General features: G+C 65.3%; 17 protein-coding genes. All 17 read left to right on the top strand.

Annotation, left to right across the window (positions count from 1 at the left end; translation table 11 throughout):
- Positions 1-36 precede the first annotated feature (36 nt).
- A complete protein-coding gene (locus Q0653_RS10265) occupies positions 37-4,530 on the top strand; it encodes a SpaA isopeptide-forming pilin-related protein (protein ID WP_298944497.1) in 4,494 nt (1,497 codons plus the stop codon).
- 59 nt (positions 4,531-4,589) lie between these two features.
- Complete coding sequence (locus Q0653_RS10260) at positions 4,590-6,278, top strand: SpaH/EbpB family LPXTG-anchored major pilin (RefSeq protein ID WP_298944496.1); 1,689 nt, start codon at positions 4,590-4,592, stop codon at positions 6,276-6,278.
- Positions 6,279-6,402: 124 nt separating this feature from the next.
- Positions 6,403-7,374, top strand: a complete 972-nt coding sequence (locus Q0653_RS10255; RefSeq protein WP_298944495.1) for a class C sortase — start codon at positions 6,403-6,405, stop codon at positions 7,372-7,374.
- A 565-nt stretch (positions 7,375-7,939) separates the two neighbouring features.
- Positions 7,940-8,248, top strand: coding sequence for a 30S ribosomal protein S10 (gene rpsJ, locus Q0653_RS10250; protein WP_005050520.1), 309 nt, complete (start codon positions 7,940-7,942; stop codon positions 8,246-8,248).
- Between the two features lie 8 nt (positions 8,249-8,256).
- Positions 8,257-8,916: a 50S ribosomal protein L3 gene (gene rplC / locus Q0653_RS10245; RefSeq protein WP_298944494.1), complete on the top strand. Its 660-nt coding sequence runs from the start codon at positions 8,257-8,259 to the stop codon at positions 8,914-8,916.
- 2 nt (positions 8,917-8,918) lie between these two features.
- On the top strand, positions 8,919-9,581 hold the full coding sequence (gene rplD / locus Q0653_RS10240; protein WP_298944493.1) for a 50S ribosomal protein L4: 663 nt from the start codon (positions 8,919-8,921) through the stop codon (positions 9,579-9,581).
- Positions 9,578-9,889 carry a 50S ribosomal protein L23 gene (gene rplW / locus Q0653_RS10235; protein ID WP_261606526.1) on the top strand — a complete coding sequence of 104 codons (312 nt, stop codon included), beginning with the start codon at positions 9,578-9,580 and terminating at the stop codon, positions 9,887-9,889. Before rplD ends, rplW begins: the two co-directional genes overlap by 4 nt.
- Before the next feature lie 25 nt (positions 9,890-9,914).
- Positions 9,915-10,754 carry a 50S ribosomal protein L2 gene (gene rplB, locus Q0653_RS10230; protein WP_298740529.1) on the top strand — a complete coding sequence of 280 codons (840 nt, stop codon included), beginning with the start codon at positions 9,915-9,917 and terminating at the stop codon, positions 10,752-10,754.
- 12 nt (positions 10,755-10,766) lie between these two features.
- The gene (rpsS, locus tag Q0653_RS10225) at positions 10,767-11,048 is read left to right on the top strand and encodes a 30S ribosomal protein S19 (RefSeq protein WP_288784074.1); all 282 of its coding nucleotides are present in this window, start codon (positions 10,767-10,769) and stop codon (positions 11,046-11,048) included.
- 37 nt (positions 11,049-11,085) lie between these two features.
- Positions 11,086-11,478 (top strand): 50S ribosomal protein L22, encoded by a 393-nt coding sequence (rplV, locus tag Q0653_RS10220; RefSeq protein ID WP_298740521.1) that lies wholly within the window; start codon positions 11,086-11,088, stop codon positions 11,476-11,478.
- Positions 11,478-12,239, top strand: coding sequence for a 30S ribosomal protein S3 (gene rpsC / locus Q0653_RS10215; protein WP_298740519.1), 762 nt, complete (start codon positions 11,478-11,480; stop codon positions 12,237-12,239). The genes rplV and rpsC overlap by 1 nt, the downstream gene beginning before the upstream one ends.
- Entirely contained in the window at positions 12,239-12,658 is a 420-nt protein-coding gene (gene rplP / locus Q0653_RS10210; RefSeq protein WP_056223975.1) for a 50S ribosomal protein L16, read from the top strand. Before rpsC ends, rplP begins: the two co-directional genes overlap by 1 nt.
- Positions 12,658-12,972 carry a 50S ribosomal protein L29 gene (gene rpmC, locus Q0653_RS10205; protein ID WP_298740515.1) on the top strand — a complete coding sequence of 105 codons (315 nt, stop codon included), beginning with the start codon at positions 12,658-12,660 and terminating at the stop codon, positions 12,970-12,972. Before rplP ends, rpmC begins: the two co-directional genes overlap by 1 nt.
- 116 nt (positions 12,973-13,088) lie before the next feature.
- Positions 13,089-13,403, top strand: coding sequence for a 30S ribosomal protein S17 (gene rpsQ, locus Q0653_RS10200; RefSeq protein ID WP_298944647.1), 315 nt, complete (start codon positions 13,089-13,091; stop codon positions 13,401-13,403).
- 3 nt (positions 13,404-13,406) lie between these two features.
- Complete coding sequence (gene rplN / locus Q0653_RS10195) at positions 13,407-13,775, top strand: 50S ribosomal protein L14 (protein ID WP_261606522.1); 369 nt, start codon at positions 13,407-13,409, stop codon at positions 13,773-13,775.
- A 4-nt stretch (positions 13,776-13,779) separates the two neighbouring features.
- Entirely contained in the window at positions 13,780-14,139 is a 360-nt protein-coding gene (gene rplX / locus Q0653_RS10190; protein WP_298740507.1) for a 50S ribosomal protein L24, read from the top strand.
- Complete coding sequence (gene rplE / locus Q0653_RS10185; RefSeq protein WP_298740505.1) at positions 14,139-14,726, top strand: 50S ribosomal protein L5; 588 nt, start codon at positions 14,139-14,141, stop codon at positions 14,724-14,726. Before rplX ends, rplE begins: the two co-directional genes overlap by 1 nt.
- The last annotated feature ends 4 nt before the right edge of the window (positions 14,727-14,730 follow it).

The raw sequence follows: 14,730 nt of genomic DNA, 5'->3' as shown, positions 1-14,730 counted from the left end.
CGTCTTCGCGCGACGACGACTTCCAGAACCGTGCCGTTGAGCCGGCGCACGTACAACCTCTTCGTCGGTGTCCTGTGCGGCGCCTTGCTCTTTGCCGGAATGCCCCCCACCATCAGCAGCGCCGAGACTTTCATCCCCACGCCCGATGCGGCCGTCATCGAGGGCGACGCGCTGCCCGACTCCGAATCAGTTGGGTCTGTGTCCCCGCCCGCGGATGAGCCCGAGCCCGACGCCGCTGCGATTGCTGCCGAGCCGGAGGCGATTGAGACGCCCGACACCGAGTCAAGCGAGGTCGCGGAAGCTGTCGACGACGTGGATGCTCCGATCGTCTCGACGGAGTCGGGCGATGTGAATGCGAACAGCGACGCAGAGCCCGTGGTGAACGACGGAACGCCCACGGAGGAGGCCGCCGGACCGAGCGTCGCGCGCCTAGCGGCGGGCGCCACCTATTGCAGCGCTCCCGGGGTGTACTCGCTCGACACTCCCGCCGCGGCCACAAGCGTCCGTTCCCTCCTGCTGGAGGGCGCCGGAAGCGATGCGGTCACAGGAACTATCGGAAACCAGGCTGGCGCGCTCGCGATTTCACCGGACGGATCCGGTGCGTGGTCTGTGGCGCGTGTCGCGGATCAGCTATCGATCTATCGTCTTGCCGCGACCGGTGACATCGCATCGTCCGTCTACTCCGCAAATATCGGCAACGTCGCCAACCTGGGAACGCCCGTCCTAGCTGCCATGACACGCATCAGTGGCGTCGACTATCTCTACTTCGGCAACTTCACGCGCACGTTTCTAGGGCAAGTCCACCTCGAACTCTTTGCCTACAACGTCACCGCCGATAGTTGGATCGGGCAGGTGTCGCGCGTCACGCTGTTCACGAGCGACCAGATCAGCGCCGGTGCCGGAGGCGATATCGCTTTCGACGCTCAAGGCAACCTCCTGATCCTCTGGAGTCACGCGAACAGCGGCACGAGCAGTCGGCTCTACCAGCTTGCTGCGAACTCGGTGCGCACGACGGCAGGGACTACTGGCTTCACGGCCACAGTGCGCACCGTCGCGATCGGGACAACGACAAATCAGCCTTGGAGCGGCCTGGCTTACGATTCTTCCGGCAACCTGTGGGTCTCCCGAGCGAGCACGGCAGACCCGCCGACGAGCACGCTGGCAATTGTCAACGCGACGACGGGCGCGCTGACCAGCACTGCTACGAAGTCGGGGTATGCGATAACTGATCTCGCGAGCTGCGGTAGCGTGCCGCCGACGCTGACCCTGCAGAAGAATCTTCCGATCGGTCGCCTGAACTCCGGAGACCAGTTCACGCTCGATGTTCGGCTTTCCGGAAGTGGCGCGAATCTCGCGTCAGTGACGACTACGGGTGCTGCAGCCGGCACTCAGACGCCCGCTGTCGGACCGCTGTCGGTGACAGCCGGTGCGGTGTACACAATCGCCGAAACCGGCGCCAGCGGGGCGAGCCTCGCCGATTACATTCTGGGATACGGTTGCACGTGGGCGAACGGCGACATCTTCGTTGCTGCCGGGGCGACATTGTCTGTGAACAGCGGCCGCGCGCAGGCTACGCTCCCGCCGATCCCCAGCGGCCGCAACGCACAGGCGCTGACCTGCACGATCACGAACGTGGCCAAAGCCGTGGCGCTCACGCTCGAGGCGAGCCTGACGAGCGCGCGCTTCGCCGCAACCGACCAGTTCACGCTTGACATCCGGCAGTCCGGCTCGCAGACGAATCTTTCCCAGGCGACGACCACGACTTCCGCCGCCACCGGCCCTCAGGCGCCGGCTGCCGGCCCGCTCAACGTCGTCGCCGGGGCGGTGTACACGATCGCCCAGACCGGTGCCGCGGGCGCGAGTCTGGGCGCGTACACGTTCACTTACGGATGCGTGTGGGCGGACGGGAGCACTTTCGTCGCCGCGGGGTCATCGCTGACCTACAACATCAACACGGGGCGCGCCTCCGCGACGCTGCCGGGCATCCCGACCGACCGCGACGGGCAGGCACTCGCGTGCACCGTCGTGAACACGGCGAAGAACGCTGCCGATGTGCCGCCGCGTTTGGATCTTCAGAAGAACATTGCAAGTCGCACGGCCGGGCACCAGTTCCACTTGGCGGTCAATCGCACCTTCGACAACGCGCTCCTCACCGAGAACACAACGACCGGCACGACGAACGGGCTGCAGACCGCTACGGTCGCGCGGACGACGGCTGAACAAGGTGTGACCTACACGATCTCCGAGGGTGCGGCGGGGAGTGCCGGAACGCTGCTGGGATACGCCGCGAGCTTCGCGTGCACCTGGAGTGGGGGCGGAGAGCTTGCCCGCGGTGTGCTCTCGGTTGGCGCCAACGGGCGGTTGCAGTCGATGCTCCCCGCGATCCCCGCCGGCTACAACGGTCAGGTCCTCACCTGTACGATCACGAACCAGTTGACACCGCCGCAGGCACTCGACTGCAGCGTGGACAGCGTTTACGCGCTACACCGTACGACCGCCGGGCAGTATGCAAAGCGCGTCACGAGCTCAGGAATGTCAACCGGAACGACAGTTCCCAACCGGGTGAGTTTCGGCACAACCGACAACCAGAATGCGCTCGCGGTCAACCTGGACGGAAGCGCGGCGATCGCCGTCACACAGGCGCCCAACGGGAGTGGCCAACTGGTCATGAGAAAGTGGACGGCCGCACTCGGGAATGGCACGCCGACGGCCTCGATTCTCACCAGAACCGGAGCGACGACTCCCGCCACCCCCAGCGACTTTGTTGGCGGAGCGATCGATCCGACGACGGGCGACTACTACTTCGGCGGCTACAGCGGAAGTAACTTCCGACTTTTCGTCGTCCGCGCAGATGCCTCGACATTCCAGTTCGTCCGCAACATTTCCATACCGGGCGCCGGTACGGGAAATGCCAACGGTGACATCACGTTCGATGCCAGCGGCAACCTCTACTTGGTGTGGAGCTTGGGAACAACACACGTGCTGGCGCGCCTTGACGCGGGGAAAGTCAACTCAAACGGCGACGCCGTGCGTATCGCGTTCCTCGCGTCAAACGACACCTTCAACGGCATCACGTTCAACGGACGGGGTGAGTTGTTTGCCTCGGGAGGATTCGGCATCAAGCGGCTCGACCCGAGCACTGGTCAGCCCATGGGAGGGACCAACGGAAACGGGATCGTGGACACGACCACCGGCGTTGTTGATCTCGCGAGTTGCGGCCTTCCGCCCACGATGCGGCTTCAGAAGGAGGTCGACGGGCGCGTTGTCTCAACCGACCAGTTCGGCCTCGAAATCCGTGCCGACGGCGCCGGGACGGGCATCGACGATGTGGTGGTGCAGAGCGCGACGACCGCCGGCTCCACCACCGGAATCCAGACGCAGTACGCGGGCTCGATGGTCGTGACTGTGGGGAAGAGCTACGTGATCCGCGAGGTCGGTGCACCCGCCGACCTCAATAGATACATCGCGAGCTACTCCTGCCAATGGAGCGATGACACAGCACCCAGTGATGCTGCGGTCCTCTCCCCATCGGGCGCCGCACGCCAGGCGAGTGTGGGTCCCATCCCGTCAGCTGCCGACCTCGGCACAGCTCGAGGAAAAGCCGGTCAGCAACTCGTCTGCACCATCACCAACACGCCCGTGTTCGATGCGACCGTCGTGGCGACCAAGACGATCCTCGATCCGAGTGGGGCCAACCCGACGCCAGGTGTGGGGTGGGCCATAACCTCGACTCGTCTGACCACCAGCACGGCCGGGACGACGATCTCGACACCAGCGACGAAGACCACGATCTCCGGTGGAGCTGTGCCGACGCCGTGGACCGTGGGTATCCCGAACTCGAGCGCATTCGTCAATCTCCAGGTCGCTGAGGCGCAACAGCCCGGCCACGATCTCGTCCCGGGAACCGGGAGCGGCAGCTCGCTCGCGGGCAGCTACTGCACAGTGACCCCACCGATCGGTCAACCGCGTACGGTGCTGATCACCGCCACGACCGTGCAGGTGTCCGGCGTGAAGGCAGGCGACCGCGTCGAATGCTCCTTCGTCAATCGGCAGCGGGCCGGATCGGTCACCTGGCAGAAGGTCGACGCCGCCTCAACAACCACGTTCTTGTCCGGGGCGGAATGGGCACTTACCGGTCCGAACGTGCCGGCCGGAACGATCGTGGTCGACTGCATCGCCGCGAGTGACAGCTTGTGCGCGGGCAGTGGCACGTACGTCGACCGCGACGCCCGAGCGGGGCACTTCCGTATTACCCAGCTCCTTCACGGAACCTACTCGCTGACGGAGTCGAAAGCCCCCGCCGGGTTCATCAGGAGCGACGAAGTCCACACCTTCATCATCTCGCCGAGCGCGCTCGACTACAGCTTCGCTGCGTCGTTTGAAAATGAGCGGATTCCGATGCCGGAGATCCCGCTCACCGGCGGCACCGCCCGTGATGCCTTCGTGATTGCGGGCGGCATGCTCATCGGACTTGCTCTTCTCGGCGCCTGGATTCACCGAAGAAGAAGGCCGCGTGACTCCCCGATATGACTTCCCACGACATCTCTGACCGCATCAACATCCCGACCACATCTCAGAAGGGTCTCATCGTGAGTTCGCACACATCCCCCCGGTGGGGCGCCCGCATTGCGGCCGTAGTCGGAGTCGTGGCGTTGAGCGCCGTGGGCTTCGGTGCTCCCGCGCTCGCCGCCGACCCCGAGTACGGCAATATCAACGCCAACGCCGACGGCTCGATCACGATCCACAAGCACGAGCACCAGTCCGGGGGAACACCCGTGTCGGGTGATCCCCAGGCCCCGGGCTCGACCCTGCCCAACCCGATCGCCGGCGTTGTCTTCACGGCATATCAGCTGACAGATTTCTCGGTCACGGATGCCGCGGACTGGAACACGCTGAGCACGGTCGCTGTGCCGGCTGACGCCTGTGCAGCCCCGTCGCTGAGCGGTTGGACCCTAGGTGCCGGTACGGCATTGCCAGCGACCGATGCCAGCGGCATCGCAACGCTCTCGCTCGTCAACGCGAGCCCGGCTCAGCCCAACGCGCTCCTCGGCGCCTATCTGATCTGCGAGACCACGCCGCCTACCGACGCGACGGACATCGCCGTTCCGTTCGTCGTGACCGTTCCTTTCCCGGACAATCAGGCGGGGGCCCCCACCAACAGCAACGGCTGGTTGTACAACGTCCACGCCTACCCGAAGAACGGACTCGCGCCGACGATCACCAAGACTGTTGACGCGCAGACCGAACTGGGTCTGGGTGCGACCGCAAGCTTCGAGGTCGTCACGACTGTTCCGCGCATCGCCGATGGCAACCAGTTCACCAGCTACACGGTGGTCGACCCGATGGATCCGCGTCTGACCCCGACGGCGGTCGAGAGCGTGACCCTGGGCACGACCGCACTCGTTCGGGACGTCGACTACACGGTGGTCACCGATCGCAATGTGCTCATGGTGAGCTTCACCCAGGCGGGCCTCACGACGCTGAAGGCCAGCGGAGGACAGTCGGTCACGACGGTCTTCAGCGGCACCGTCAGCTCGATCGCCCCGGTCGCGAGCTTTGGCTTGGATGCCGGCGAGATCTACAACATCGCCTACCTCGTCACCGAAAACGAGCCTGGCACGACGCCGCCGGTGACGCCGGGAACCCCGCCGCTCGCGCCGGGTGGCCCCGTCAACCCCAACGAGCCGTTCGATCCGAACGAGCCCGCAGTTCCGAGCATCCCGTCCCCGGCGGTCACCCAGAACTGGGGTGACGTGAAGGTGTTCAAGTACGACGCCGGCAACGGCAGCACGGCCGTCAATGGCGCGGTGTTCGAGGTCTACGAGGCCGCGACCCCGTATGCCACAACATGCACGACCGACGTCAGCACGGTAAACGTCGATCCGATCGAGGTCGACGGGGCAACGACCTTCACGTCGACCAACGGGCTGGTGCTGGTGCCCGGTCTGTTCGTCTCCGACAGCTCGAACGCGCCCGTCGACAACGCCACGCGGTGCTACGTGCTGAAGGAGACGGCGGCGCCCGCCGGCTTCGTCACCCCCACGGGTGCCGCGGCGCTGTTGGCCGTTCAGGTCGAGATCGGCGAGACCACGGTCACAGCCGGCGACCTCGCCAGCTATGACGGTGCGATCGGCAACGTCAAGAGCGATGTGCCCAACCTGCCGCTCACGGGTGGACAGGGGCAGGTCGTGCTCATGTCGTTGGGTGCCGGTCTTATCCTGATCGCCGGAGGCGCGGCCTTCGTCGCACGCCGCCGCAAGGAAAAGCAGGCTCAGTGAGAGCGACCGGTGCGGGTCGGGTGTGAGCCCGCTGCACCGGTGAGGCGGGGCGGGGAGGGAAACCTTCCCGCCCCGCTTCTCGCTGCTAGTGTCGTCCACGCCCATGATCCGAGGAGCTGCATCGATGTCCACGGCATCCGCCATTGCGACGAGCACCGACGATCGACGACGCTGGCGACCCCAGTGGCTGGCGATCGGCGCCGCTGTCCTCGCCTGGATGGGCGTGCTGTTGTTCGTGTACCCCGACATCGCTGCGTGGTTCTCCCAGTACAACCAGTCGCTCCTCATCGAGAACTACAGTGCCCAGGCGCGCGACAGTGATCTCGATCCGTCTGCGAGCGAACAGCTGTCACTCGCGCGCGAGTACAACGCTGCCGTCAATTCGGGTGCGCTTCTCGAAGTAGGCGAACGGCTGCCGACCGCGGAGGGGTCTGCGGCGGATGACGCGCTCGATTACGACACCTTGCTCCGCGCCACACCTTCGGATGTGATGGCGCGATTGCGCATCCCCGCCGTCGACGTCGACCTGCCCGTCTATCACGGCACATCCGATGACACGCTGCTACGCGGCGCGGGTCATCTGCGGGGCACGTCGCTGCCGGTGGGTGGCGAGGGTACACATTCGGTGATCACCGCGCATCGCGGTCTCGCGGAAGCGAAGATGTTCACCAACCTCGACCGGGTCCAGGAGGGAGACACGTTCACCATCGAGGTGCTCGGTGAGGTCCTCACCTACCAGGTCATCCGCACACAGGTCGTGGAGCCGGATGAACGGGAGGCCCTCCGACCGGTCGTCGGCGAAGACCTCGTCACCCTGGTGACCTGCACTCCGCTCGGTATCAACACCCAGCGCATCCTTGTGACGGGAGAACGGGTCACCCCCACGCCGGTTGGCGATATCGACGCGGTGGGGAAGCGACCCGATGTTCCTGGATTCCCCTGGTGGGTGATCATCATGGGCGGAGCGACCCTCGTTGTCGGAACGTACATCTATGTGTCGGGGCGTCCGAGTCGAGTGAAGCGAGCGAGCGGCGCTCTGTCTGAAGCGGACCAGGCAGGCGCGCCGCGCGGAGACGACGACCGGGGCGACGGGTAACCGCGCACGCTGGCCGGCTCGGTTTCACTGCGGTCAGCTCCGGCGGTCCGCTGCCGCTGTTGCCGCTTTGGCTTGCGCCACCCGCTGGCAGAGCGCGTGCCCCGGAGTACTCCCTGCGTACTTCCGGCGTACTCCCCAGGAGGATGTACGCAGCAGAGGGTGGATGCTGCGGCATCCTCCTCGTGCATGCACATCTCCTCGTGCGGTGCCCGCCCGCCGGGCCCGAATCGCGACACACCGAGCGCGACACGCCCGAGTTTGCGACACGCCCGGGCGACACGTAGACTAGACCAGTTCCACATTCCTGCGCCTCGGTGCGGGATCACTGTCACGGCAGTGCATAGGCGGCGCGAGAGCGCAGGGTCCTAGGCCGCGGGCAGTCAGAACACCACAACCCCACTCCCCCTGGAAACAGGTTCCGCACGCGTGCGGAGGAGTGGGTCTGACACCAGAACAGCGGTGCAGCATCCCTCGCAACCGCGCGGGAGAGTGCCCGGCACACCACCCCTGTGCCACGTGCGTCCGATGCCCTCGAGGTATGACGCGAGAAGAGAGAGAGCAGACAATGGCGGGACAGAAGATCCGCATTCGCCTGAAGTCGTATGACCACGAGGTCATCGACACGTCGGCGCGCAAGATCGTCGACACGGTGACCCGCGCAGGCGCCACCGTTGTGGGCCCCGTGCCCCTTCCGACCGAGAAGAACGTCGTGTGCGTCATCCGGTCGCCCCACAAGTACAAGGACAGCCGCGAGCACTTCGAGATGCGCACCCACAAGCGCCTCATCGACATCATCGACCCGACGCCCAAGGCCGTCGACTCGCTGATGCGTCTCGACCTCCCGGCCGACGTCAACATCGAGATCAAGCTCTGAGGCTCGCGATGACTGATATCAACTCCAAGATTTCCAAGGGACTCCTGGGCACCAAGCTCGGCATGACCCAGGTCTGGGATGAGAACGGCAAGCTCGTTCCCGTCACCGTGATCGAGGTTGCACCGAACGTCGTCACCCAGGTGCGCACCCCCGAGCGCGACGGCTACAACGCCGTGCAGATCGCCTACGGGCAGATCGACCCGCGCAAGGTCAACCAGCCGCTCACGGCTCACTTCGAGGCCGCTGGCGTGACCCCGCGTCGTCACCTCACCGAGGTGCGCACGGCGGATGCCGGTGACTACACGCTGGGCCAGGAGCTCACCGTGGACGCCACCTTCGAGGCCGGCCAGCTGGTCGACGTCGTCGGCACCAGCAAGGGCAAGGGCACCGCCGGTGTCATGAAGCGCCACAACTTCAAGGGTGTCTCCGCTTCGCACGGTGCGCACCGCAACCACCGCAAGCCCGGCTCGATCGGCGCCTCGTCGACCCCCAGCCGTGTCTTCAAGGGCATGCGCATGGCCGGCCGTATGGGTGGCGAGCGCGTGACCGTCATGAACCTCACGGTGCACGCCATCGACGCCGAGAAGGGACTCATGCTCGTCAAGGGCGCCGTCCCCGGTGCTCGTGGCCGCATCGTCTACGTCCGCAACGCAGTGAAGGGTGCCTGATCATGGCTGACTCGACTCTCGCGCTCGACGTCCTGAAGGCCGACGGCAAGAAGGCTGGCACGGTCCAGCTTCCTGCATCCGTCTTCGACGTCAAGACGAACATCCCCCTCATCCACCAGGTCGTCGTCGCGCAGCTCGCGGCGGCTCGCCAGGGTACTCACTCGACCAAGCGTCGCGGTGAGGTCTCGGGTGCCGGCCGCAAGCCCTTCAAGCAGAAGGGCACCGGTAACGCCCGTCAGGGCTCGATCCGCGCGCCGCACATGACCGGTGGTGGCATCGTCCACGGCCCGAAGCCGCGTGACTACTCGCAGCGCACCCCCAAGAAGATGATCGCCGCCGCCCTCCTGGGCGCGCTCAGCGACCGTGCTCGTGGTGGCCGTCTGCACGTCATCGACTCGTTCGCGATCGAGGGTGCGCCCTCGACCAAGGCCGCGTCCACGGTGCTGTCGACTCTCAACGCGACCAAGAACGTCATGGTCGTCATCGAGCGCGGCGACGAGATCACGGTCAAGAGCGTGCGCAACCTCGCGTACGTCCACGTGCTCACGTACGACCAGCTCAACGCTTACGACGTGCTCGTCTCCGACGACATCGTCTTCATCAAGTCCGCCTACGAAGCGTTCGTCGCTTCGAAGGACGGCGCGACCGAGGAGGTCTCCGCATGACCACCGCACACGCCGCTCTGAACAAGGACCCGCGCGACATCATCCTGAAGCCGGTCGTCTCCGAGAAGAGCTATGGGCTCATCGACGAGGGCAAGTACACCTTCCTGGTGGACCCGCGCTCCTCGAAGACCGAGATCAAGCTCGCGATCGAGAAGATCTTCGACGTCAAGGTCGCCGCGGTCAACACGCTCAACCGCACGGGCAAGGCGCGTCGCACGCGCTTCGGCACGGGAAAGCGCAAGGACACCAAGCGCGCCATCGTGACCCTGCGTTCGGGCACCATCGACATCTTCACGGCAGTCGGCTGACGGTCGGGATAGAGGACAACACACCATGGCTATTCGCAAGTACAAGCCCACGACCCCCGGTCGTCGCGGTTCGTCGGTGGCGGACTTCGCTGAGATCACCCGATCGACGCCCGAGAAGTCGCTGCTGCGCCCGCTTTCCAAGACCGGTGGCCGCAACAACCAGGGCCGCATCACGACCCGTCACATCGGTGGTGGCCACAAGCGCCAGTACCGCGTGATCGACTTCCGTCGTCACGACAAGGACGGCGTCAACGCCAAGGTCGCTCACATCGAGTACGACCCCAACCGCACCGCGCGCATCGCGCTCCTGCACTACTTCGACGGTGAGAAGCGCTACATCCTCGCTCCGGCGAAGCTGCAGCAGGGCGATGTCGTCGAGTCGGGCGCGTCGGCTGACATCAAGCCGGGCAACAACCTGCCGCTGAAGAACATCCCGACGGGTACCGTCATCCACGCCATCGAGCTCCGCCCCGGTGGCGGCGCGAAGCTGGCCCGGTCGGCCGGCACCTCGGTGCGTCTGGTCGCCAAGGACGGCAACTTCGCTCAGCTGCGTCTGCCCTCGGGCGAGATCCGCAACGTCGATGCGCGCTGCCGCGCGACCATCGGCGAGGTGGGCAACGCCGAGCAGTCGAACATCAACTGGGGTAAGGCCGGCCGCATGCGCTGGAAGGGCGTCCGCCCGACCGTGCGTGGTGTCGCGATGAACCCGGTCGACCACCCGCACGGTGGTGGTGAGGGTAAGACCTCCGGTGGTCGTCACCCCGTCACTCCTTGGGGCCAGGCTGAGGGTCGCACCCGCCACGCCAACAAGGAAAGCGACAAGTACATCGTCCGCCGCCGTAACGCCGGCAAGAAGCGTAAGTAGGAGTAGAGGAAGATGCCTCGCAGTCTCAAGAAGGGCCCCTTCGTCGACGAGCACTTGCTTCGCAAGGTCGCCTCGCAGAACGAAGCCGGTACCAAGAACGTCATCAAGACCTGGTCACGCCGCTCGATGATCATCCCCGCCATGCTGGGGCACACGATCGCCGTGCACGATGGACGTAAGCACATCCCCGTGTTCGTGTCCGAGACCATGGTCGGTCACAAGCTGGGCGAATTCGCGCCCACCCGCACCTTCCGCGGCCACGAGAAGGACGACAAGAAGGGGCGCCGCCGCTAACGCGGGGCGTTCCCAGAGAGGACAGAGGAGGAGACAAATGGTGGATTCCATCGCACGCGTCAAGCACATCCGCGTGACCCCTCAGAAGGCTCGTCGTGTCGTCGCGCTCATCAAGGGCAAGCAGGCTCAGGAGGCCTTGGCCATCCTGAAGTTCGCCCCGCAGAGCGCCAGCGAGCCGATCTACAAGCTCGTCGCTTCGGCCATGGCCAACGCCCGCGTCACCGCGGACAAGAACGGCGAGTTCCTGGATGACCAGGACCTGTACGTGGCGAACGCGTTCGTCGACGAGGGTGCGACGCTCAAGCGTTTCCGCCCCCGTGCACAGGGCCGCGCGTTCCAGATCAAGAAGCGCACCAGCCACATCACGATCATGCTGGCGACCCCTGAGGTTGCCACGGCAGCTTCGACCGACAAGAAGGCGAGCAAGTAATGGGACAGAAGGTAAACCCGTACGGCTTCCGCCTCGGTATCACCACTGACCACGTGTCGCGTTGGTTCTCCGACTCGACGAAGCCCGGTCAGCGTTACGCCGACTACGTGGCCGAGGACATCAAGATCCGCAAGCTCCTGCAGACGCAACTCGACCGCGCCGGCGTGAGTGGGATCGAGATCGAGCGCACGCGTGACCGTGTTCGTGTCGACATCCACACCGCCCGTCCGGGCATCGTGATCGGTCGCCGCGGCGCCGAGGCCGAGCGCATCCGCGCCGACCTCGAGAAGCTCACCGGCAAGCAGATCCAGCTGAACATCCTCGAGGTCAAGAACCCCGAGGCCGACGCTCAGCTCGTCGCGCAGGGTATCGCCGAGCAGCTTTCTGCTCGTGTGGCGTTCCGTCGTGCGATGCGCAAGGGTCTGCAGGGCGCTCAGCGCGCCGGCGCCAAGGGCATCCGGATTCAGGTCTCGGGCCGTCTCGGTGGCGCCGAGATGAGCCGGTCGGAGTTCTACCGCGAAGGCCGTGTGCCCCTGCACACCCTGCGTGCGAACATCGACTACGGCTTCTACGAGGCCAAGACCACCTTCGGCCGCATCGGCGTGAAGGTCTGGATCTACAAGGGCGACCTCACCAACAAGGAGCTCGCACGCGAGCAGGCGAACGCGCCGAAGGCACCCCGTGGTCGCGATGACCGTGGTGGCGACCGTCGTCGCGGCCCCCGCAACGACGCACCCGTCGCAGAAGGAGCATCGGCATAATGCTTATTCCCCGCAAGGTCAAGTACCGCAAGCAGCACCACCCCGGCCGTTCCGGCCAGGCGACCGGTGGCACGAAGGTCTCGTTCGGCGAGTACGGCATCCAGGCGCTCACGCCCGCGTATGTCACGAACCGTCAGATCGAGTCCGCTCGTATCGCCATGACCCGTCACATCAAGCGTGGTGGAAAGGTGTGGATCAACATCTACCCCGACCGTCCGCTGACCAAGAAGCCGGCCGAAACCCGCATGGGTTCCGGTAAGGGTTCGCCGGAGTGGTGGGTTGCCAACGTCAAGCCGGGTCGCGTCCTCTTCGAGGTCGCCGGTGTCAGCGAAGAGCTCGCACGAGAGGCTCTGACCCGTGCAATTCACAAGCTGCCGCTGAAGGCACGCATCATCAAGCGCGAGGAGGGCGACGCGTAATGTCTGTCGGAACCAAGACGCTCGCACCGAGCGAGCTCGACACGTTCGAGGACCAGCGCCTCGTCGAGGAGCTGCGCAAGGCCAAGGAAGAGCTGTTCAACCTGCGCTTCCAGTCGGCCACCGGCCAGCTCGAGAGCCACGGGCGCATCCGCGCCGTCAAGCGCGACATCGCGCGGCTCTACACCGTGATCCGTGAACGCGAGCTCGGCATCCGTGCCACGCCCGCTCCGGTCGAGGTCGCGACGAAGGCGAAGAAGACGAAGGCCAAGAAGGCGGATGCCGCCGACGTGGCCGAGAAGGAAGAGGCCGAGTAATGGCTGACGCAACTGAGAAGAAGGCGCCCGTCAAGAAGGCGCCCGCTGCCCCCAAGGCTCCGGCCGCCAAGAAGGCTCCGGCCAAGAAGGCTCCGGCTGCCCAGGCTGACGCCGTCGTGGAGGCGCCCGTCGTCGCCGCCGGTCACGAGCACGGTGCCAACGACGTTCGCGATGCGGACGCCCGTGGTTACCGCAAGTCGCGTCGCGGCTACGTGGTCAGCGACAAGATGGACAAGACCATCGTCGTCGAGGTCGAAGACCGCGTGAAGCACCCGCTGTACGGCAAGGTCATCCGCCGCACGTCGAAGGTCAAGGCGCACGACGAGGCGAACACCGCCGGCATCGGCGACCTCGTTCTCATCAACGAGACCCGGCCGCTGAGCGCCACCAAGCGGTGGCGTCTGGTCGAGGTCCTCGAGAAGGCGAAGTAAGAAATGATTCAGACTGAGTCCCGCATCAAGGTCGCCGACAACACCGGCGCCAAGCAGCTGCTCACGATTCGCGTGCTCGGTGGGTCCAACCGCCGCTATGCCGGTCTCGGCGACATCATCGTCGCGACCGTCAAGGATGCCATCCCCGGTGGCAGCGTGAAGAAGGGTGACGTGGTCAAGGCCGTCGTCGTCCGCACCGTCAAGGAGACCCGTCGTCCCGACGGCTCGTACATCAAGTTCGATGAGAACGCCGCCGTGATCCTGAAGAACGACGGGGAGCCCCGCGGCACCCGCATCTTCGGACCCGTCGGTCGCGAGCTTCGTGACAAGAAGTTCATGAAGATCGTGTCGCTCGCACCGGAGGTGATCTGACCTCATGGCCAAGATCAAGAAGGGTGACCTGGTTCAGGTCATCACAGGCAAGAAGCAGGACAAGGGCGGCGACCGCGGCAAGCAGGGCAAGGTTCTCGACATCCTGGTCGAGCAGAACCGTGTCATTGTCGAGGGCGTCAACTACGTCACTAAGCACACGCGCGTGGGTCAGTCCCAGCGCGGCACGAAGACGGGCGGCATCGAAACGATGGAAGCCCCGATCCACATCTCCAACGTCGCCGTCGTCGACCCCTCGACCAAGAAGCCGACCAAGGTCGGTCACCGCGTCGAGGAGCAGACGAAGGATGGCGTGAAGCGCACCGTCCGTGTGCGCTACGCGAAGAAGAGCGGTAAGGACCTCTGATGAGCACCACCACTGCCGCGGAGGCTGGCAAGATCCAGCCCCGCCTGAAGCAGAAGTACCAGGGCGAGATCAAAAAGGCTCTGCAGGAAGAGTTCGGCTACCCGAACGTCATGCAGATCCCCGGGATCGTCAAGGTCATCGTCAACACCGGTGTCGGTGAGGCAGCTCGCGACTCCAAGGTGATCGATGGTGCGGTCGACGACCTCACCAAGATCACCGGCCAGAAGCCGATCGTGACGAAGGCCCGCAAGTCCATCGCGCAGTTCAAGCTGCGTGAGGGCCAGCCCATCGGCGCGCACGTCACCCTCCGCGGGGACCGCGCGTGGGAGTTCCTGGATCGCCTTGTGAACTTGTCCCTGCCCCGCATCCGCGACTTCCGTGGCCTGTCGCCGAAGCAGTTCGACGGCAACGGCAACTACACGTTCGGCCTGCAGGAGCAGTCGGTCTTCCACGAGATCAACCAGGACAAGATCGACCGCGTCCGCGGCTTCGACATCACGATCGTCACCACGGCGAAGACGGATGACGAAGGGCGTGCGCTGTTGCGTCACATCGGGTTCCCGTTCAAGACGGACGACGCCCAGTAAGACC

It is taken from the genome of uncultured Microbacterium sp., assembly GCF_947488465.1.
Taxonomy (GTDB): Bacteria; Actinomycetota; Actinomycetes; order Actinomycetales; family Microbacteriaceae; genus Microbacterium.
This window is presented reverse-complemented; position numbering and strand designations above follow the sequence as displayed.